This is a genomic window from Solimonas terrae (genome assembly GCF_011067135.1).
GTDB classification, from domain to species: domain Bacteria; phylum Pseudomonadota; class Gammaproteobacteria; order Nevskiales; family Nevskiaceae; genus Solimonas; species Solimonas terrae.
Genome location: NZ_JAAMOW010000010.1, coordinates 156,672 through 175,970, shown reverse-complemented (window position 1 = coordinate 175,970; position 19,299 = coordinate 156,672). Strand labels below are relative to the sequence as shown.

Annotated in this window: 16 protein-coding genes and 1 tRNA gene; 10 read left to right on the top strand and 7 right to left on the bottom strand. The window is 67.7% G+C overall.

What is annotated here, in order from left to right:
- The first annotated feature begins 11 nt into the window (after nucleotides 1-11).
- The gene (locus G7Y85_RS18535) at nucleotides 12-899 is read left to right on the top strand and encodes an alpha/beta hydrolase (protein ID WP_166260997.1); all 888 of its coding nucleotides are present in this window, start codon (nucleotides 12-14) and stop codon (nucleotides 897-899) included.
- A gap of 183 nt (nucleotides 900-1,082) precedes the next feature.
- Here the strand turns inward: G7Y85_RS18535 and G7Y85_RS18530 are convergent.
- Nucleotides 1,083-1,157: transfer RNA gene (locus G7Y85_RS18530), tRNA-Val, on the bottom strand.
- A gap of 120 nt (nucleotides 1,158-1,277) precedes the next feature.
- Between G7Y85_RS18530 and G7Y85_RS18525 the strand changes: the two genes are divergently transcribed.
- The 5 genes from G7Y85_RS18525 (at nucleotide 1,278) to G7Y85_RS18505 (ending at nucleotide 8,227) form a co-directional block, all read left to right on the top strand.
- Complete coding sequence (locus G7Y85_RS18525; protein WP_166260994.1) at nucleotides 1,278-1,940, top strand: ankyrin repeat domain-containing protein; 663 nt, start codon at nucleotides 1,278-1,280, stop codon at nucleotides 1,938-1,940.
- Entirely contained in the window at nucleotides 1,846-2,445 is a 600-nt protein-coding gene (gene tadA / locus G7Y85_RS18520) for a tRNA adenosine(34) deaminase TadA (protein ID WP_166260992.1), read from the top strand. The genes G7Y85_RS18525 and tadA overlap by 95 nt, the downstream gene beginning before the upstream one ends.
- A gap of 210 nt (nucleotides 2,446-2,655) precedes the next feature.
- On the top strand, nucleotides 2,656-5,367 hold the full coding sequence (locus G7Y85_RS18515; RefSeq protein ID WP_166260990.1) for a CehA/McbA family metallohydrolase: 2,712 nt from the start codon (nucleotides 2,656-2,658) through the stop codon (nucleotides 5,365-5,367).
- Nucleotides 5,364-7,580, top strand: coding sequence for a glycoside hydrolase family 31 protein (locus G7Y85_RS18510; protein ID WP_166260988.1), 2,217 nt, complete (start codon nucleotides 5,364-5,366; stop codon nucleotides 7,578-7,580). Before G7Y85_RS18515 ends, G7Y85_RS18510 begins: the two co-directional genes overlap by 4 nt.
- 56 nt (nucleotides 7,581-7,636) lie before the next feature.
- Nucleotides 7,637-8,227, top strand: coding sequence for an NADPH-dependent FMN reductase (locus tag G7Y85_RS18505; protein ID WP_166260986.1), 591 nt, complete (start codon nucleotides 7,637-7,639; stop codon nucleotides 8,225-8,227).
- Nucleotides 8,228-8,233: 6 nt separating this feature from the next.
- On the opposite strand, the gene G7Y85_RS18500 is transcribed toward G7Y85_RS18505, so the two are convergent.
- The 3 genes from G7Y85_RS18500 to guaB all read right to left on the bottom strand — a co-directional run bounded on the left by G7Y85_RS18500 (nucleotide 8,234) and on the right by guaB (nucleotide 12,326).
- On the bottom strand, nucleotides 8,234-8,842 hold the full coding sequence (locus G7Y85_RS18500) for a hypothetical protein (RefSeq protein WP_166260984.1): 609 nt from the start codon (nucleotides 8,840-8,842) through the stop codon (nucleotides 8,234-8,236).
- Between the two features lie 383 nt (nucleotides 8,843-9,225).
- Nucleotides 9,226-10,797 (bottom strand): glutamine-hydrolyzing GMP synthase, encoded by a 1,572-nt coding sequence (guaA, locus tag G7Y85_RS18495; protein WP_166260981.1) that lies wholly within the window; start codon nucleotides 10,795-10,797, stop codon nucleotides 9,226-9,228.
- A gap of 47 nt (nucleotides 10,798-10,844) precedes the next feature.
- Complete coding sequence (gene guaB / locus G7Y85_RS18490) at nucleotides 10,845-12,326, bottom strand: IMP dehydrogenase (protein ID WP_166260979.1); 1,482 nt, start codon at nucleotides 12,324-12,326, stop codon at nucleotides 10,845-10,847.
- Nucleotides 12,327-12,410: 84 nt separating this feature from the next.
- Between guaB and xseA the strand changes: the two genes are divergently transcribed.
- The 4 genes from xseA (at nucleotide 12,411) to purH (ending at nucleotide 17,237) form a co-directional block, all read left to right on the top strand.
- On the top strand, nucleotides 12,411-13,799 hold the full coding sequence (xseA, locus tag G7Y85_RS18485; RefSeq protein WP_166260977.1) for an exodeoxyribonuclease VII large subunit: 1,389 nt from the start codon (nucleotides 12,411-12,413) through the stop codon (nucleotides 13,797-13,799).
- A gap of 126 nt (nucleotides 13,800-13,925) precedes the next feature.
- The gene (gene prmA, locus G7Y85_RS18480) at nucleotides 13,926-15,248 is read left to right on the top strand and encodes a 50S ribosomal protein L11 methyltransferase (RefSeq protein WP_166260975.1); all 1,323 of its coding nucleotides are present in this window, start codon (nucleotides 13,926-13,928) and stop codon (nucleotides 15,246-15,248) included.
- Between the two features lie 111 nt (nucleotides 15,249-15,359).
- On the top strand, nucleotides 15,360-15,626 hold the full coding sequence (locus G7Y85_RS18475; protein ID WP_166260974.1) for a helix-turn-helix domain-containing protein: 267 nt from the start codon (nucleotides 15,360-15,362) through the stop codon (nucleotides 15,624-15,626).
- A gap of 33 nt (nucleotides 15,627-15,659) precedes the next feature.
- On the top strand, nucleotides 15,660-17,237 hold the full coding sequence (gene purH, locus G7Y85_RS18470) for a bifunctional phosphoribosylaminoimidazolecarboxamide formyltransferase/IMP cyclohydrolase (RefSeq protein ID WP_166260972.1): 1,578 nt from the start codon (nucleotides 15,660-15,662) through the stop codon (nucleotides 17,235-17,237).
- A gap of 54 nt (nucleotides 17,238-17,291) precedes the next feature.
- Here the strand turns inward: purH and G7Y85_RS18465 are convergent, their stop codons facing one another.
- From G7Y85_RS18465 to G7Y85_RS18455, 3 genes are read right to left on the bottom strand one after another with little or no spacing between them, the layout of a single operon-like run.
- A complete protein-coding gene (locus tag G7Y85_RS18465; RefSeq protein ID WP_166260970.1) occupies nucleotides 17,292-18,194 on the bottom strand; it encodes a DUF4097 family beta strand repeat-containing protein in 903 nt (300 codons plus the stop codon).
- Between the two features lie 18 nt (nucleotides 18,195-18,212).
- Nucleotides 18,213-18,683, bottom strand: a complete 471-nt coding sequence (locus G7Y85_RS18460; protein ID WP_166260968.1) for a hypothetical protein — start codon at nucleotides 18,681-18,683, stop codon at nucleotides 18,213-18,215.
- Complete coding sequence (locus G7Y85_RS18455; RefSeq protein WP_366515003.1) at nucleotides 18,680-19,198, bottom strand: RNA polymerase sigma factor; 519 nt, start codon at nucleotides 19,196-19,198, stop codon at nucleotides 18,680-18,682. Before G7Y85_RS18455 ends, G7Y85_RS18460 begins: the two co-directional genes overlap by 4 nt.
- Between the last annotated feature and the right edge of the window lie 101 nt (nucleotides 19,199-19,299).

Below are 19,299 nucleotides of genomic sequence, written 5' to 3'. Positions count from 1 at the left end.
AGGTGAGTCTCATGCGACACCACGAAGGCCGCTTCACTGGCGCTGGCGAGATCGAGATCTACTGGCAAGCTTGGCAGCCCCCGGCGGGGTTCCCCGTGCGTGCGGTGGTGGTGCTCGCACACGGCATGGGCGAGCACAGCGGGCGCTACGTCGAAGTGGCATCACGGCTCGTCGACATTGGTTGTGCGGTTTACGCGATCGATCATCGTGGACATGGCCGCAGCTGCGGCAGCCGGGGCTTGATCGATCGCGTCGCGAATGCTGTCGCGGACCTCGACCGGTTTGTGCAGCTCGCCGGCACCGAGCAGGGAGTCAGCTCGACCGGGCGACCACTGTTCCTGCTCGGCCACAGCATGGGCGGCGCGCTTTCGCTGGGATATGCGCTCGAACACCCGGACAAACTCGACGGTCTTCTGCTGTCCGGCCCCGCCGTGTCGCTGGATGCGGTGCCGCCCCTGTTCGGGCCGATCAGCAAATGGCTTTCGTGCCTCGCACCGCGACTCGGCACTTTTCCGGTCGACCCGTCGCTGGTCACGCGCGATCCGCGCATGGCCGCCGAATACGTCGCAGATCCGCTGAACCTGCACGGCAAGGTGCCGGTGCGTACGCTGGCCGAGATGATCGGCTTTGTCCAAGCCCTGCCACCGCGACTGCCGGCTCTGGAATTGCCGATGCTGATCATGCACGGCAGCGATGACCAGCTGGCCGGCGTCACCGGCAGCGAGATGGTGATCGACCACGTCGCATCCGCCGACAAGACGCTGAAGATCTACGACGGGCTCTATCACGAAGTATTCAACGAACTGGTTCGTGATCGTGCCCGCGTGTATCGCGACATGACGGATTGGCTGTCGGCGCGATTGCCGGGCATCGCGCGCAAACCGTCAATGCGAAGCTAGGAACAGGCCGACGCCCCGCTGTGCACGCCTCCCGCAACTCTGATTGAACATCGGTCTCTTGAGACAGGCCCACAAGAGCCAAATCTTGCGAATCGAGTTGCCAGCAATCGCTATCGCAGGGAATAAACATCGCAAAAACAAAGCCCCCGGAACCTTGCGATTCCGGGGGCCGGGTCTTGAATCTGGTGGACGGTGAGGGTTTCGAACCCCCGACCCCCGCCGTGTGAAGGCGATGCTCTACCGCTGAGCTAACCGTCCGAGGGGGCGGAATGATAGTCAGCGCCCCGGACAGCGTCAAACGCTGCGGGGACGGGCAATTGAGCCGGGGCGCATTCGTCGCTAGGCTGCGCGTCCGTTCCGCCCTGCCGAGGATTTTCGATGAGCGCCGTGCGCCCGCTGATGCTGGCCATCCAGAACCGTGATCTCGCTGCTGCGCAGTCAGCGCTGGAGCGCGACGCCTCGCAGGCGACCGATCCCCTGCCCGGCGGTCTGTCGCCGCTGCTGTTCGCGCTGTACAACGGCGCGCCGGACATCGCGGCGCTGCTCGCGGGATTCCGGCCGCTCGATCTGTTCGAGGCGGCCGCCTCGGACGATGCCCGCCGCGTCGCCGAACTCGCGCTTGCCGATCCGGCGGCGCTGCAGTCGCACAGCGTCGACGGCTGGACGCCGCTGCACCTGGCGGCCTTTCTCGGCGCAAAGCACACGACGCTGATCTTGATCGGCCTCGGCGCATCGCTCGACGCCAGGTCGACCAATCCGATGGCGAATACGCCGATGCACGCGGCGATCGCCGGCGCCGCCGGCGAAAGCCTCGCGCCCTTGCTGATCGCGCTCGGCGCCGACGTCCATCACGTCGGCGGCACGGACGTGACCGCACTGCATCTGGCGGCATCGCGCGGTTTCGACGGCCTGGTCAAATTGCTGATGGCGCGCGGCGTCGATCGCAATGCGCGTACCGAAGACGGCAAGAGTGCCGCCGAGATCGCCCGCGAGCGTGGTCACCTCGGCACCGCCGCGCTGCTCGAACTCGCGGAGCACTGAGCCGCGCGCCATGGTCGATCCGGCCGCACGCGACGAAGTCTTCATGCGCCACGCGCTGCTGCTCGCAAGACGCGCGCAGCAGGCCGGCGAGGTACCGGTCGGCGCCGTCGTCGTGCAGCACGACCGCATCATCGGCGAAGGCTGGAACCGGCCGATCGCGGACCGCGATCCCAGCGCCCACGCCGAAATGCTGGCGATGCGCGACGCCGCGCGCCGGCTCGGCAACTACCGGCTGACGGGTGCGACCCTGTACGTGACGCTGGAACCCTGCGTGATGTGCGCCGGTGCGATCGTGCACGCGCGCATCGGCCGGCTGGTGTTCGGCGCCAGCGATCCGAAAGCCGGCGCCGTGCACTCGCTGTACGACGTGATCGCGACACCGCGTCTCAATCATCGGCCCGACTGGCAGGGTGGCGTCTGCGGCGAGGCCTGCGGCGAGTTGCTGCGCAGCTTCTTCCGCGAACGCCGCGCAGCGGTGCGCAAGGGCAAAACGTCCCACCCGTAGAAGCGGACCACGCCGGCGAGCCGGGCACGCATGATCCCGCGGCGGGCGGGCGCCGGCGGGATGCGCCGGCGCCTTGATCTGATTTTCCTAGCGCACGACCGTCGCCCGAACGGCCTTTCGTCACCGAATTGACGCCTTGCCGCTCTAGCTTGAGTGGTTTGGCCGGTCTGCGTCAGCGGCCCGGCCCGACCGCTACCGGGGATAGCCGAGATGTCGATCACCGCCGGCAGATGTCTGCCGTTTCGCAGCGATGGAACCGCCATCGTCCTGGCCTTGCTGGCAGCGCTCGCGGCCTGCGGACGCTCGCCTTCGGGCACTGATGGCAGCGCCGGATCGGACCCGTACCACCTCGGCGTCACGCTCGACGGCGACGGCGACGTGCACTCGTCGACAGCCGGCATCGACTGTGGACCAAGCTGCTCGGCATCGTTCGCGCCCGGCAGCAGCGTCACGCTGTTCGCGACCGCCGCCGGTGACGCGCAGTTCGATCACTGGAGCGGCGCCTGCAGCGGCCCGGACGACTGCGTGCTGACGATGGACGGCGACCGGCAGGTGGTCGCGCATTTCGTGGCACCGGCGGCGGCGGCGCCCAGCGGCGTCTGGCTGAAAGGCGATCTGCATGTGCACGACGATCACTCCTCGGACGGCAGCCTGCCGCGCCAGCTGATCAGCCAGGCGGCGCCCGGCAACAACCCGGTCAGCGCACAGATCGGCGAGGCCGAGCGCGTCGGCCTGGATTTCATGGCGCTGACCGATCACCGCACTTACGACCAGCAATACGACCCGCTGTGGCAGTCGTCGAAGCTGATCCTGCTGCCCGGCGAGGAAGCCAACGGCAGTCCGCATGCAACCGTGCAGGGCGCGGTCGACAGCATCGTGCAGGGCGCCAACCCGGACGGCGCGCCGGAGTTCTACAACCTGCAGCAATCGATCTGGGATGCGCACAGTCAGGACGCAGTCTGGGTCACGGCGCATCCGGACGACGGCGAGATGAACGACGACGGTACGCCCAATGCACGCGCCAACGCGCAGGGCATGGATCTGGTCGAGGCCTGGAACCGCGCCAGCAGTCCGGACCGCGAACTGGACTATTGCGAGAACCGCTGGAACGCCGGCTTCCGCTTCGGCATCGCCGGTGCCAGCGACGACCACTTCATCGAGCTGTGGGCGATCGGCGGACCGGGCACACCGAATACCCGCGTCTACGCCGCAGCCGCCAGCGCGCGCGGCATCCTCGACGGCCTGCATCGCGGCCACGTCGGCATCGCGCCGGATGCACTGTCGCCGGTCGTCACGCTCGCAGCGGACGCGGACGGCGATGGCATCTACGAGGCGATCGGTGGCGACGAGCTGACGGTGCCGGCCGGCAGCACCGTGCGTCTGCGCCTGCGCGTGCAGCAGGGCATCGGCGACACCGTCACGTTGTACGCAGCACCCGGCCGCAGCGCCGGACCGCTGCAGCGGTTCACGCCGACCAGGATCGACCAAAGCTTCGACATCGACTACAGCGCGCCCGATACGCCGGGCTGGCTGCGCGCCGAAGTGCGTGGTCCCGGCCTGATCGCCGGCATCGACACCAGCGACCTGACCAGCATCGACGGGCTGACCGCACAGCTGAAGCTGCTCGATCAGCTGCGCGCGATCGACTCGCCGATCTTCATCGGTCCGGAGCTGGCGACGCCGCAAGCCGAGCAGGCCTTGCCGGCCGCACTCGGCGACGCCGACGGCGCGCAATGGGTGGCCGGCGCGCGCGACCGCTACGCCGGCTTCGCCGATGTCGCGATCTCGAACGGCATCGCGCATGTCGTGCTGGAGACCCACGACCACACTGCGAGCCGCATCGTCTATCGCGCGCGCGACGCGAAGGGAAACTGGTACGCCGCGCCGCGCGTGATCAGCGGTGATTCGACGACCGCGCGCTTCGCCCGCGTCGCCGCCAGGGGCGACGATGTCGATGTGGTCTGGCAGGACGAGTCGGCCGGCGAAGCGCCGCATCGTCCGCAGATCGTGCTGCGCCACTCCGGCGACGGCGGCGCCAGCTGGCAGCCGCTGCAGACGATCCGCGCGATCGACGGCCGCGCCGAGCACCCGGCGCTGACGCTCGACGGCGACGGCCGGCCGGTGATCGCCTGGCAGGAGATCACGGCCGGCGAGCCGTTCGATGTCTACGTGCAGATTCTCGGCCGCGATGCGACGCCGCAAGACCTTTCGCGCGACGGCAAGACCATCAGCGCCGGCAATCCGCTCGATGCGCGCAGCCCGCGCGATCCGGCCTCGGTCTGGCCAGCGCTGGCAACCGCGCCTGATGGCCGCATCGCCGTCGCCTGGCAGGACAACCGCGATGATCCGGACCCGCTGTGGACCGGCGCCACCGGCAGCGGCGATGGCAGCGATCCGGACAACTGGCAGATCGAGGTGCGCACGCGCGCCGCCGATGCCGATGCCTGGAGCGCCATGCAAACACTGGGCGCCGCCGATCACGCCGATCGCCATCCGAGCCTTGCGTTCGCCGACGACGGCACCCTGGTCGCCGCATGGGACAGCAAGACCCTGCAGTCGTCCGGCGCCAATCTGTCGATCCAGAGCGCGCGCTCGGCCGACGGCGGCGCGAGCTTCGATGCACCGCTCACGGTCGCACCGCAGCCACAGGCGATGAGCCAGTACCCGCGCCTGGGCGTCGACGCGGACGGCCGCGTCCGCGCCGTCTGGTACGACTCGCGCGCCGCCGACTGGCGCTGGCGGGTGATGAGCTCGCGCCTCGATTCAGGCGGCTGGGGCGCCGATCAACTGCTGCTGTCACCCGGCATCAACACCTGGCCGGCGACCAGCGGCGGCCTGCTCGTCTTCAGCAGCACGCGCAACGCGCAGCGCATCCAGCGCGACCGCACACAACAAATCTTCCTCCTGGATCTCGCCCGATGATGGATCGCCTCAGGCCGTACACCGGCACCGCCCTGCTCCTCGTGCTGCTGACGCTCGCCGCCTGCGGAGGCAGCGGCTCCAGCGCGGACAGCGGCAGCAATGGCGGCAACGGCGGCAGCGGTGATGGAGGCGCGGGCAAACTGCTGGGTCTGCAGCAGAGCGACAGCCAGTTCGTCATCAGCGACGGCGAAACCCGGCTCCTGCTTGATCGCAACGACTGGCATGCGCGCTGGGCACTGGCCGACGGCACGACGCTGGTCGAAGACGCACGCGACAACGGCACACGCTCGCAGACCAATCCGGACTACGCGCAGTACAACGACCGCCAGGACGGCATCGACAAGGCCTATCCGGGCCTGCCGACCGTCAGCTACGCACCCTACGCCTACCTGAGTGCCGATCAATGGCACTACGCCACCGGCGCCAGCGCCGTGCAGCTCGACGGCGATACGGCGACGATCGATGTCGCCACCGACGACGGCCTCGGTGCGACGCTGCGCGTGCAGTTCGCCAGCGACGGATCGCTGCGCATGCACTTCGCGCCAGCCGCCGCCGCCAGTGCGGTGTCGACGGCCTGGGCGAGTCCAAGCAGCGAGCACTATTTCGGCGGCGGCCAGCGTTTTTCCAGTGTCGACCTGCGCCGCACGGCGCTGCCGTTGTGGATCAGCCATGGCAGCGGCGCCAATCGCGAGGGCTCGACCAACGAGATCGCCAGCAGCTTTTTCTGGTGCCCCTGCGGCTGGGGCCTGGCATCGGACTCCGACGCCCGCGGCGAGATCGTGTTCGCCAGGATCAACCAGCGCAGCGATGCCGGTCGCGTGACGATCGAAAACAATGCGCTGGAACTATCCTGGTATCGCGGCACGCCGACGCAGATGCTGGCGGCGCGGACCGCCATCACCGGTCGCCCGCAATGGACGCCGCCGGACTGGATGTGGCGGCCGATGGTCTGGCAGGACAGCGACACCAGCACCGATTCCGTGCGCGCGCTGGTCGACGGCATGCAGAGCCGCGGCATTCCGCTGGGCGCGGTCTGGCTCGACAATCCCTGGGACGCCGGCAAGGGCAGTTTCGACTTCGATCCCGCACGCTTCGCCGATCCGGATGCCCTGATCAAGGAGGTGCACGACAAGGGCGTGCGCTTCATGGTCTGGCTGTCACCGTTCGTCAGCGGCCCGTACTTCGACGAAGCCAGCGCCAGGGGCTGGGTCGTGACCGGCACACGCGCCGACGGCAACGACGCCACCTACTACCCGACGCGCGGCATCGATCCGCATCTCGACTTCACGAACCCGGACGCTGCGGCGTGGTGGGAAGACGGTCTGCGCAGGCTGATCCGTCGCGGCGTCGACGGCGTCAAGGTCGACCGCGGCGAGGAGGACCTGTCGGACGACTCGGTCTGGGCCAACGGTCTGCCGAACCGGCTCAATCACAATGCCTACGTCGATCATTATCAGCATGCGATCTTCGACGCGTTCCAGAGCGAACGCCCGAACGGCGACTTCGCGATCTTCTCGCGTGGCGGCTGGAACGGTTCGGCGCGCTGGAGCGCCCATTGGGAAGCCGACAACACCAGCCTGCTCGGCGATCTGGGGCTGACGCAGGTGCTGCGCGGTCTGCTGTCGATGGCCGCGAGCGGCTTCCCGTTCGTCGGTGGCGACATCGGCGGCTATGCCGGCGTGCGCCAGGACCAGGGCGAATCGGCCGGCGGCATTCCGCTGCTGCCGCCGGACGAGCCGACCTACATCCGCTGGCTCGAACTCGGCGCACTGTCGCCGGTCATGCAGACCGACGTGCCGCCGTGGTGGGTCAGCGACAATGCGGTGCGCGTCTACCGTCGTTACGCGACCCTGCACGATCGCCTCGTGCCGTACATCGCCGCTGCCGCGAAACAGGCGGTCGATGCCGGCCTGCCGATCGTGCGGCCGCTGCCGTTTTCCTGCCCGGATGATGCGCAGGCGGTGGCGACCACGGACGAGTACCTGTTCGGCCCCGATCTGCTGGTCGCGCCGGTCACCAGCCTGGCCTCGGAAACCGGCATCACGACGCGCCGCATCTATCTGCCGGCCGGCCGCTGGCACAATTTCTGGAACGGCAACACGATCGACGGCCCGCGCACGTTCCTGGCGCTCGTGCCGCTCGCGCAGCTGCCGCTGTACGTGCGCGACGGCGCCAATCTGCCGGCCGGGGTCAGCGCCGATCAGCTGCCGTAGGCCGCGCGAATGCCGACGCGATCCCGTATCGTCGACACCCTGAACTGGAGCGAACGATGGCAGACCGGATTCTCGTTTTCTACGGCTCGTATCGGTCGGACCGCATGGGCATCCGGCTCGCGGACTTCATCGTCGCCGGGCTGCAGGCGCGTGGCGCGGACGCCGAACTGATTGACGCCAAGGCCGTCGGTCTGCCGATGCTGGATCGCATGTACAAGGAGCACGCGCCGGGCACCGCCCCTGCGGCAATGGCAACGCTCGCTGGCAAGATCAAGGCAGCCGACGCGTTCGTGTTCGTGACCGGCGAATACAACTGGGGCATGCAGCCCGGCCTGAAGAACCTCACCGATCATTTTCTCGAAGAATGGTTCTGGCGTCCGGCCGCGATCGCGAGCTATTCGGCTGGCCGCTTCTCCGGCGTGCGCTCGGGCACTGCGTGGCACGGCACGTTGTCGGAAATGGGCATGGTGGTGATTTCCAGCACGCTCGCGGTCGGACCGATATCGCAGACGCTCGATGAGAACGCCGCGCCGATCGGCAAGCCCGGCGAATCGCTGCAGAAGGCGTTCGGACGTTTCGCCGACGATCTGTCGTGGTGGACCGAAGCAGCCAAGGCGCAGCGCGCACGCAAGGCGCCACCGTACTGAAGCCGATCAGGCTGCCACGAGTTCGACCAGCCACCACAGGCCGATCAGCATCAGCAGCACGCCGGTCGCAAGCTTCAGGCGAACTTCGGGAATGGCCTTGAGCCGTCCGTGCAGCAACACGGCAAGCGCGCCGACCATGAGTACGGCGAGCAGCATGCCGCTCAGCGCCGCTGGCCAGGCGTGCGCGGCCAGTGCCAGCGGCGCAACGACGATCAGGACCTCCAGCGCTTCGACCGCCGAACTCTTGGCCATGACCAGCAGCACGAACGGCGAAATGCGGTCACTCGCCACGGCGGTCACGCCGATCTTGTCCAGCGGCTGCTCGACCCAGCGCGGGCGTTGCCGCGCGCGCAGTCGCCGCCACGACTTCCAGCTCCAGTAGGCGCCGGTGCCCAGCAACAGCAGCGCGGCCAGCGCGCGCAGCCACGGCAGCGGTACGAACGCGGCGGGCCACGGCGACAGCAGCGCGGTCACGACGATCAGCGACTGGCCGAGCAGCGTGCCGAAGATGGCCTCCCGCCGATACCCGGCTCGTGCCAGCGCATAGGCGATCGCCAGCGTCTCGAAGAACTCGATCGCGGTGCACGACAACGCGGTGATGAAGACCTGCAGCATCGGGATCGGCGTGCGCCACGAAACCCGGGTCGGGCGATGTCATCAGATTGCCGCGTCCGGACCGCGGACGCCATCGGCCGATGCGGGTCGAAGCCCGGCGCGGGATCACGCGGCTCGAGGCGCGTCTCCTGATACAGCCCTCGCGACGCTGGACCCCCACTCCGTGGGCCCTCCACGCTGACGGCCGGGCCATTCGTGACGGTCACGGAACCGACCCGCGTCTCCTGATACAGCCCTCACGACGCTGGATCCCCACTCCGTGGGCCCTCCACGCTGACGGCCGGACCATTCGTGACGGTCACGGAACCGACCCGCGTCTCCTGATACAGCCCTCGCGACGCTGGATCCCCACTCCGTGGGGCCCCTCCACGCTGCTCGGGCTGTTACTCCCACTCGATCGTCGCGGGCGGTTTGCCGGAGACGTCGTAGACCACGCGCGAGACGCCGGCGATTTCATTGACGATGCGGCGCGAACAGACGTCGAGCAGCTCGTACGGCAGATGCGCCCAGTGCGCGGTCATGAAGTCGATGGTCTCGACCGCGCGCAGGGCGATGACCGGTTCGTAACGACGGCCGTCGCCGGTCACGCCGACGCTCTTCACCGGCAGGAACACCGCGAAAGCCTGGCTGGTCTTGTCGTACCAGCCGCTTTTGCGCAGTTCCTCGATGAAGATGTGGTCGGCAAGACGCAGCGTGTCGGCGGCCTGCTTGGTCACTTCGCCAAGAATACGCACGCCCAGACCCGGTCCCGGGAACGGATGGCGGTAGACCATCTCGCGCGGCAGGCCGAGCTCGACACCGATGCGGCGCACTTCGTCCTTGAACAGTTCGCGCAGCGGTTCGACCAGCTTGAGCTTCATGTGCGCCGGCAGGCCGCCGACGTTGTGATGGCTCTTGATGACGTGCGCCTTGCCGGTCTTGCTGCCAGCCGATTCGATCACGTCCGGATAGATCGTGCCCTGCGCAAGGAACTGCACGTTGTCGATCTTCGCGGACTCTTCATCGAAGACATCGACGAACAGCTTGCCGATGACCTTGCGCTTGGCTTCCGGATCGCTGACACCCTGGAGCGCCGACAGGAAACGCTGCTCGGCGTTGACGCGAATGACCTTCACGCCGAGATGGTCGGCGAAGATCTTCATGACCTGATCGCCTTCGTGATGGCGCAGCAGGCCGTGGTCGACGAACACGCAGGTCAGCTGCGGGCCGATCGCCTTGTGCAGCAGCGCGGCGACCACCGATGAATCGACGCCGCCCGACAGGCCGAGCAGGACGTGGCCGTCACCGACCTGTTCGCGCACGCGGGCGATCGCGTCGTCGATGATGCTGTCCGGTTTCCAGGCATCGCCGCAGCCGCAGATCTCGTGCACGAAGCGCGAATAGATGCGCGCGCCCTGCCTGGTGTGCGTGACCTCGGCGTGGAACTGCAGGCCGTAATAGCCGCGCGCTTCATCCGCCATGCCGGCCAGCGGCAGGTCCGGCGTGCTCGCGATGCACTTGAAACCGTCCGGCAATCTGACGACGCGATCGCCGTGGCTCATCCAGACGTCGAGCAGGCCGTGACCTTCGTCGTTGACGCGATCCTCGATGTCGCGCAGCAGCTTCGAGTGACCGCGCGCGCGAATTTCGGCATAGCCGAATTCCTTCTGGTCGTGCGGTTCGACGGCGCCGCCGAAGTGATGCGCCATCACCTGCATGCCGTAGCAGATGCCTAGTACCGGCACGCCCAGTTCCCAGACCGCCGCCGGCACACGCGGCGAGCCGGCTTCCGCCACCGACTCGGGGCTGCCGGACAGGATCACGCCCCTGGGCGCGAATTCGCGGATCAGGTCATCGCTGCTGTCCCAGGGATGCAGCTCGCAGTACACGCCGAGCTCGCGGACGCGACGCGCGATCAGCTGCGTCAGCTGCGAACCGAAATCGAGGATGAGGATCTTGTCGGAATGTATGTTCATGGATCGATGCTACGAAAAAGCCCCGGCGAACCGGGGCATCGTTGCGACTACTCGCCGCGGTAATTCGGCGCTTCCTTGGTGATCGTCACATCGTGCACGTGCGACTCCTTGATGCCGGCACCGGTGATCTTCACGAAGCGGGTCTGCGTGCGCATCTCCTCGATGCTGCGGCAGCCGGTGTAGCCCATGCTGGCGCGCAGGCCGCCGATCATCTGGTGCACGATCGCCGCCATCGGTCCCTTGTATGGCACGCGGCCTTCGATGCCTTCCGGCACCAGCTTCTCGACTTCCATGGTCGTGTCCTGGAAGTAGCGGTCCTTGGAGCCGTTGGCACCGCCCATCGCGCCCATCGAACCCATGCCGCGATACGACTTGTACGAGCGGCCCTGGTAGAGCTCGACTTCGCCCGGCGCTTCTTCGGTGCCGGCCAGCATCGAGCCGACCATCACCGCCGACGCGCCGGCGGCGATCGCCTTGGCGAAGTCGCCGGAGTAGCGCACGCCGCCGTCGGAGATCAGCGGCACGCCGGACTTCTTCAGCGCCTCGGCGACGGCCATGACGGCGCCGATCTGCGGCACGCCGACACCGGCGACGATGCGCGTCGTGCAGATCGAACCCGGACCGATGCCGACCTTGACCGCATCGGCACCGGCCTGGACCAGCGCCAGCGCGGCATCGCCGGTGGCAATGTTGCCGCCGACGATCTGCAGACGATCGCCATACTGTTTCTTGATCGCCGCAACACGATCAATCACGCCTTTGGAATGACCGTGCGCGGTATCGACGACGACCAGATCGACGCCGGCTTCGACCAGCGCGGAGACACGCTCGTCGGTATCGGCGCCGGTGCCGACCGCGGCGCCGACGCGCAGACGCCCCGCCTCATCCTTGCAGGCGCGCGGGAAGTCGGCGGTCTTCTGGATGTCCTTGACGGTGATCATGCCGCGCAGGCTGAACTTGTCGTCGACCACCAGCACCTTCTCGATGCGGTGTTCCTGCAGCTTGGCGATGACTTCTTCACGCGACGCGCCTTCACGCACGGTGACAAGCCTGTCCTTCGGCGTCATCACGCGCGACACCGGCTCGCTGAAGCGGGTTTCGAAACGCACGTCGCGGCTGGTGACGATGCCGACCAGTTTCTTGCCGTCGACCACCGGTACGCCGGAGATGCGGTTGGCGCGCGTCAGCTTGATGACCTCGCCGATCGTCATGGTCGGCGGCACGGTGATCGGATCGGTGATGACGCCCGCTTCGTGCTTCTTGACCGCGCGCACTTCGGCGGCCTGGCGTTCGGCGGTCATGTTCTTGTGGACGATGCCCAGGCCGCCTTCCTGCGCCAGCGCGATCGCCAGCTTGGCTTCGGTGACGGTATCCATTGCCGCCGACATCAGCGGGATGTTGAGGCGGATCGCCCGCGTCAATTGCGAGCCGAGGTCGACCTGCCGCGGCAGGACTTCCGAGTAGGCCGGAAGCAGCAGGACATCGTCGAACGTGAGCGCTTCGGACTGGATACGCGTATTGGCTGGCATGGCAGCTGCGGTCGTCTGGGAAGCGCGCCATTCTAGCCGATTGCGGGGCGGCGCGGAGCCCGACCGGACGCTATGCTGGGCGCCATGCCACGCCCGCCCGCCCCCGAACCCGCCGCTGCCGGCGGCGCCCGCACGATCTACCAGGTTTCGGAGCTGTCCGAGACCCTGCGCAGCCTGGTCGAAGGGGCGCTGCCGCGGATCTGGGTGCAGGGCGAGATTTCGAATTTCTCGCGACCGGCTTCCGGGCACTGGTATTTCACGATCAAGGACGCGCGCGCCCAGCTGCGCTGCGCGATGTTCCGCAACGCCAACCTCTACATCCGTCCGCAGCCGAAAGACGGCGATTCGGTGCTGATTCGCGCGCAGCTCAGTTTCTACACGGCGCGCGGCGAGCTGCAGCTGATCTGCGAACACCTGGAACCGGCCGGCGAGGGCGCGTTGCTGCGCGCCTTCGAGGACCTGAAGCGCAGGCTCGCCGGCGAAGGTCTGTTCGACGAACACCTGAAGCGCGAGCTGCCGCGCCTGCCACGCGCGATCGGCATCATCACGTCCGCCACCGGCGCGGCCATCCACGACATGCTGACGACGCTGGCGCGGCGCTATCCGCTGGCGCCGGTCTATCTGTATCCGGTGCCGGTACAGGGCGCGGACGCACCACCGGCGATTGTCCGCGCACTCACGCAGCTGCCCAAGCGCGCGCCGGTCGAGGTCATCCTGCTGGCGCGCGGCGGCGGCTCGCTCGAAGATCTGTGGGCGTTCAACGACGAACGCGTCGCGCGCGCGATCCGCGCCTGCGCGGTGCCGGTGATCTGCGGCGTCGGCCATGAAGTCGACGTGACGATCGCCGACTTCGCCGCCGACCTGCGTGCACCGACACCGACCGCTGCCGCCGAACAGGTCGCACCGGACATCGGCGACTGGCTGAGCGCGCTTCGCCAACACGAGCAGCGCACGGCGGCGGCGATCGAACGCCGCCTGCAGACCGCCGCGCAGCGTTGCGACGACCAGACGCGCCGGCTCGAAGCCCAGCATCCGGGCCGGCGCTTGCAGGAACGGCGCGCACGGCTGAACGAACTGCAGGCGCGCCTGCGCCAGGCGCAGCTCGGCATCCTGCAGCGCCAGCAGCAGAAACTCGCGCATCGGCAGACGCAACTGCAGGCGCAGGCGCCGACGCAAAGGCTGGCCCGCGATCGCCATCGCCTCGAACAGCTGCAGGCGCGTGCCGGCGAGGCCTTGCGGCGTCGCGTCAATGACGCACGCGCGCGGCTGCTGCGCTGCGAGGCCCCGCTGCAGAGTCTGAATCCGCATGCCGTGCTCGAACGCGGCTACGCGATCGCCCTCGATGCCGACGGTCGCGCGCTGACCGACGCGGCGCGGACGCAGGCCGGCGCGCGTTTGTCGCTGCTGCTCGCCCGCGGCCGCATCGACGCCACCGTCGAGCAGGCGCACGGCCCGCGGAAAGCGGATAATTGACGCCCGATCGTGCTGAACCGGCCGCCGTCGACAGCGGTCTTCAGCAGGCACACATCCGATACCGCCCACGACGCCTGATGCGCGCGACCCGCGCCAGCACCGGCGCTTCGAGAGCAAGAGACTTTCATGGCCTGGCTGCAATTGCGCGTGCACACGCGCCACCCCGAATTCGCCGACGAAATCCTGCAGGCGCACGACGCCGCGGCCGTCAGCTTCATCGACGCGGTCGACGATCCCGTCCTGGAGCCGGCGCCCGGTGAAACCCCGCTGTGGGCGAACACGGTCACGCTCGGCCTGTTCACCGAAGGCCGCGATCTGGCGCCGGTGCAGGCCAGCCTGCGCGAACTGCTGCCGGACGGCGCCGACGCACGCTTTGTCACGGAACTGATCGAAGATCAGGACTGGGTGCGCGTCTGGCTCAAGGACTGCCCGCCACTGCAGTTCGGTGAACGCTTCTGGGTCGTGCCGCGCGAGAAGGTCGGCGAGGTGACGCAGGATGATGCGGTGATCCTGCGTCTCGATCCGGGTCTGGCCTTCGGCACCGGCACGCATCCGACCACCGCGCTGTGCCTGCAGTGGCTGACCGAGCAGGATCTGCGCGGCAAGACCGTGCTCGACTACGGCTGCGGCTCCGGCGTGCTGGCGATCGCCGCGCTGCTGCTCGGCGCCGAGCGGGCGATCTGCGTCGATATCGATCCGCAGGCCTTGCTCGCCACGCGCGACAACGCGACCGAGAACGGCGTCGCCGACCGCATCGTCACCTTGCCCGCCGAACACTTCGTGCCGCTGGCCGCGGATGTCGTCGTCGCCAACATCCTTGCCAATCCGCTGATCGCGCTGGCACCGAAGCTGGCGAGCTCGATCCGGCGCGACGGCCGTCTGGTGCTGGCCGGCCTGCTCGATCGCCAGGCCGACGACGTGCGCGCGGCCTATCAGGACTGGTTCGACTTCGATGCCGATCGGTCCCGCGACGGCTGGACGCGGCTGTCGGCGCGCTGCCGCATGCCGGCACTGATCAACCGTCATCGCGTCGATTCAGGCCTGCTGACCGCCGGTCAGCCGTGGCCGGAACAGTTCGCCGCGCTCAAGCAGGCCGGCGTCGAGGCCGTCATCAATCTGGCGGCGACGACCTCGCCGAACCATCTGGCGGACGAAGCCGTGCGCTGGCATGCGCTCGGCATCGACTACGCCGCGCTGCCGATTCCCTGGGAAACGCCGCTGCGCGAACACGCCGAAGCATTCTTCCGGCTGATGGACGCACAGGCGGGCCGCCACGTGCTGGTGCATTGCGCGCTCAACCTGCGTGCGTCGGCTTTTGTCTATCTGTATCGCGTGTTGCGTCGCGGCGAAAGCCCGGCAGCGGCGCTTGCCGATCTGCACGCGGTGTGGCAACCGGACCCGACCTGGCAGGCGCTGATCGACGAGATGTTGTTGACAGAGAAAATTTAAGCCTAATCGGCTGCATTCCGGCTTTTTCCGACACGGCGACGAGGGTATGATTGCCGCCCCCATTTTCAGGTCAGGCTCGCGGCAACCGGTTCGCGGCTTTGGAGTCTCCTCATGTCATCGCTCCGTTCAACGGACATCAAGCCGCTCGGTCATTCCGTCTCGGAATGCCTCGACGATTTTTTCCAGACGCTGAACGGGCACGCGCCGAAGAACCTCTATGACCTGTTTCTCGAACAGGTCGAACCGCCGTTGCTGAAGACGACCTTGCGCTATTGCCACGGCAACCAGTCGCGCGCTGCGGAAATGCTGGGCCTCAATCGCGCCACGCTGCGCAAGAAGCTCAAGATGCACAAGATCAAGCCCGACGCCGCGAACTGATCGCCGCTTTCAACCCTCAAGACGAATCCGCCGATGACCGACTCTCTCCACACGCCGGTCCGCCGCGCGCTGCTGTCCGTTTCCGACAAGTCCGGGATCGTCGAATTCGCGCGCGAACTCGCGCAGCGCGGCGTCGAACTGCTGTCGACCGGCGGCACCTACAAACTGCTGAAGGACGCCGGCCTCGCCGCCGCCGAAGTCTCGGCCCACACCGGCTTTCCTGAAATCATGGACGGCCGCGTCAAGACCCTGCATCCGAAGATCCACGGCGGCCTGCTGGGCCGGCGCGATGTCGATGCCGAGGTCATGGCGCAGCACGGCATCGCCGCGATCGACCTGCTGGTCGTCAATCTCTATCCGTTCGAGGCGACCGTCGCCAAACCCGGCTGCACGCGCGAGGACGCGATCGAGAATATCGACATCGGCGGCCCGGCGATGCTGCGCGCCGCGGCCAAGAACCACGCCTGGGTCGCGGTGCTGACCGATCCCGCCGACTACGCCACGGTGCTCGCCGAGATCGACGCCGGCGGCACCACGCAGGCGACGCGTTTCCGTCTCGCGACCAAGACCTATGCGCTGACCTCGCGCTACGACGCTGCGGTGTCCGCCTATCTTTCGTCGCTGCACGACGACGGCACGCGTGACAGCTTCGCCCCGGTGCTCGGGCTGCAGTTCGACAAGCTGCAGGACCTGCGCTACGGCGAGAATCCGCATCAGCGCGCAGCGTTCTACGGCGAGCGCGACGCGGAAGCCGGCACGGTGGCGGCGAGCACGCAGCTTCAGGGCAAGGAACTGTCGTACAACAACATCGCCGACGCCGATGCGGCGCTCGAATGCGTGAAGGCATTTGCCAAGCCGGCCTGCGTGATCGTCAAGCACGCCAACCCCTGCGGCGTCGCCGTCAACGAATCCGGCATCCGGGAAGCCTACGAGCGTGCGTTCCGCACCGATCCGACCTCGGCGTTCGGCGGCATCATCGCGTTCAACCGCGAACTCGACGCCGCGACCGCGAAGCTGATCGTCGATCGCCAGTTCGTCGAGGTCATCATCGCACCGCGCATCGGCGACGATGCCCGCGCCGTGGTGGCCGCCAAGCAGAACGTGCGCCTGCTCGAATGCGGCGCGTTCCCCGCCGCACGCCGGCCCGCGTTCGACTACAAGCGGGTCGCCGGCGGCCTGCTGGTGCAGGACGTCGATACCCGCATCGTGCGCGACGACGAGCTCAAGGTCGTCAGCAGGCGCGCGCCGACCGAAGCGGAAATCCATGACCTGGTGTTCGCGTACAAGGTCGCGAAGTTCGTCAAGTCGAACGCCATCGTCTACGCGAAGGACCGCATGACCATCGGCGTCGGCGCCGGCCAGATGAGCCGCGTCTATTCGGCGAAGATCGCCGGCATCAAGGCCGGCGACGAGAAACTCGAAGTGCCCGGCTCGGTGATGGCGTCGGACGCGTTCTTCCCGTTCCGCGATGGCATCGATGCGGCCGCGCAGGCCGGCATCACCGCGGTGATCCAGCCGGGCGGCTCGATGCGCGATGCGGAAGTGATCGCCGCCGCCGACGAAGCCGGCATGGCGATGGTGTTCACCGGCATCCGCCACTTCCGGCACTGAGTTTTCACGCACGACAAAAAGGGACGGCGGCGCGATCCGCCGTCCCTTTTTTGTTCAGCGCGAATCGCTGCCGATCTGGATGTCGCCGCTGAAACTGTGCAGCGCGATCTGGCCCTTGCCGCTGCCGAGCGTCGCCGACAGGCTGTGGGCATCGTCGTCCTGCTGCGGCGCGAAACCGTTGTGCAGATCGCCGCTGAAAGTCTTCATCGTCAGCTTTGCGTCCGGCATCTTCGGCAGATGCAGACCGATGTCGCCGGACAGGGTTTCGGCACTGAGCGTACCGCCGTCATCGAGCCCGAGCTTGAGGTTCAGGTCACCCGACACGCTCTGCAGCTTGACCGCGCTGAAGCTGCCGCCGTCGAGCGACAGATCGCCGGACACGGTGTCGGCGTCTAGGCTGCCACGCACGCCGCTCGCACTCAAATCACCGCTCACCGAATTGAGGCTGGTCTTGTAGGCCGGCGCACGCACCGTCAGATCGCCGCTGACCGTGCTCGCCTTGATCTCGCCGCTGCCGACGGTCAGCAGCACATCGCCGCTGACGCTCCTGGCGTCGATGTTGCCGCTGGTGTCGCTGACGCGGACATCGGCACTGACCGCGTCGATCGCCAGCTGCGTCCGCGCCGGCACGCGCAATTCAAGCTCGGTGTCGTCGACATTCCCGTGCACACGGCTCGGATAACGGACGACGACGCTGAGATTGTTGGCATCGCCGCTGATGTCGAGCTTTTCGACGTCGGCACCGAGCGTGCCGGTGATCGCGACTTCGTTGCGATCCCAGCCACGGACGACGATGCTGCCGGCCATGTTGTTGATCGCCAGCTTGCCACTGGCGGCCAGTGCCCGCGTCTCGTTGATCGATGTGCGCTCGCCGGCCCGGCCCGACGGCGCAGTGCAGAGGCCGGCGAGGACCAGCAGCACGCCGGCGGCGTTGCGGAATGTGTAAGCGGTATCCATGGTTCTTGCTCCGGAAAATCAGGTCGCTTGCGCCAGCAGCATGTGATGCAGCTGATCGCTGCGGCTTTCGGTAGTCAGCAACAGATGACGCAGCGATGAGGAATCGGGGTCCTGTTCGAGTGCACGACGAATCTGCGCCTCGGAATTTCGCGACAGTTGCAGATTGGCCTTGACCAGCGCGCGACTGCCGGCGACCACCCGCAGGTCCGGCGCAGCGAAGGCCTGATCGATGCCGGCAAGCTGCGCATGCGGCGCAGCGTCGCCGGACGGCGGCGCCGGCACCACGGCCAGGCCGACGATCGCCACGACGCAGGCGGCGGCGGCCAGACTCATCCAGCCATTGGCACCGAGGCGTCGGCGACGCGGCGCCAGCCGCGTGGCGATGCCCGGCCACAGATCGCGCGACGGCTGCGCACTGAAATCGAGGTCGCGCAGGCCGGCGATCGGCGCTTCGTCTGCCTCGTGTTGCTCCCGGGTGTCGCGGTTCATGACAGCATTTCCCTCATCAGACGGCGCGCACGATGCAGCTGCGCTTTCGACGTGCCGACCGCAATGCCGGTCAGTTCGGCGATTTCCTCGTGCGCATAGCCTTCCACGTCATACAGCATCAGCACGGTGCGCGCTCCTTTCGGCAATTTTGCCAGCGCGCGTTCCAGATCGAGACGTTCGCCCGCGCGCTGCTGCGGGTGCTCGCCCAGTGCGGCGTCACCGCTACCATCATCGGTGTCGCCGGGCGTTTCGTCGAACGTCACCCAGCGTTTCAGCAATCGGTGTTCGCCGAGCACCAGATTGACCGTCAGGCGATGCAGCCAGGTCGAGAACTGCGCGTCGCCGCGAAAGCTCGCGAGTTTCTCCCAGGCCCGCACGAATGCGTCCTGGGTGTGCTGCTCGGCGCGGGCACGGTCACCGTCGACCAGACGCAGGCACAGACCGAACACGCGACCGACATGGCGGCGATAGAGCTGCTCGAACGCGCGCGTGTCGCCACCGACCGCGAGGGCCACGCAATCGGTATCGCTTGCTTCGCTGCCTGCCTGCTCTAGCCGCTGCACATCACGTCCCTTTGTGGCCCCGGCCAACGGTCGCCGCGGCAGACTAGCATCGC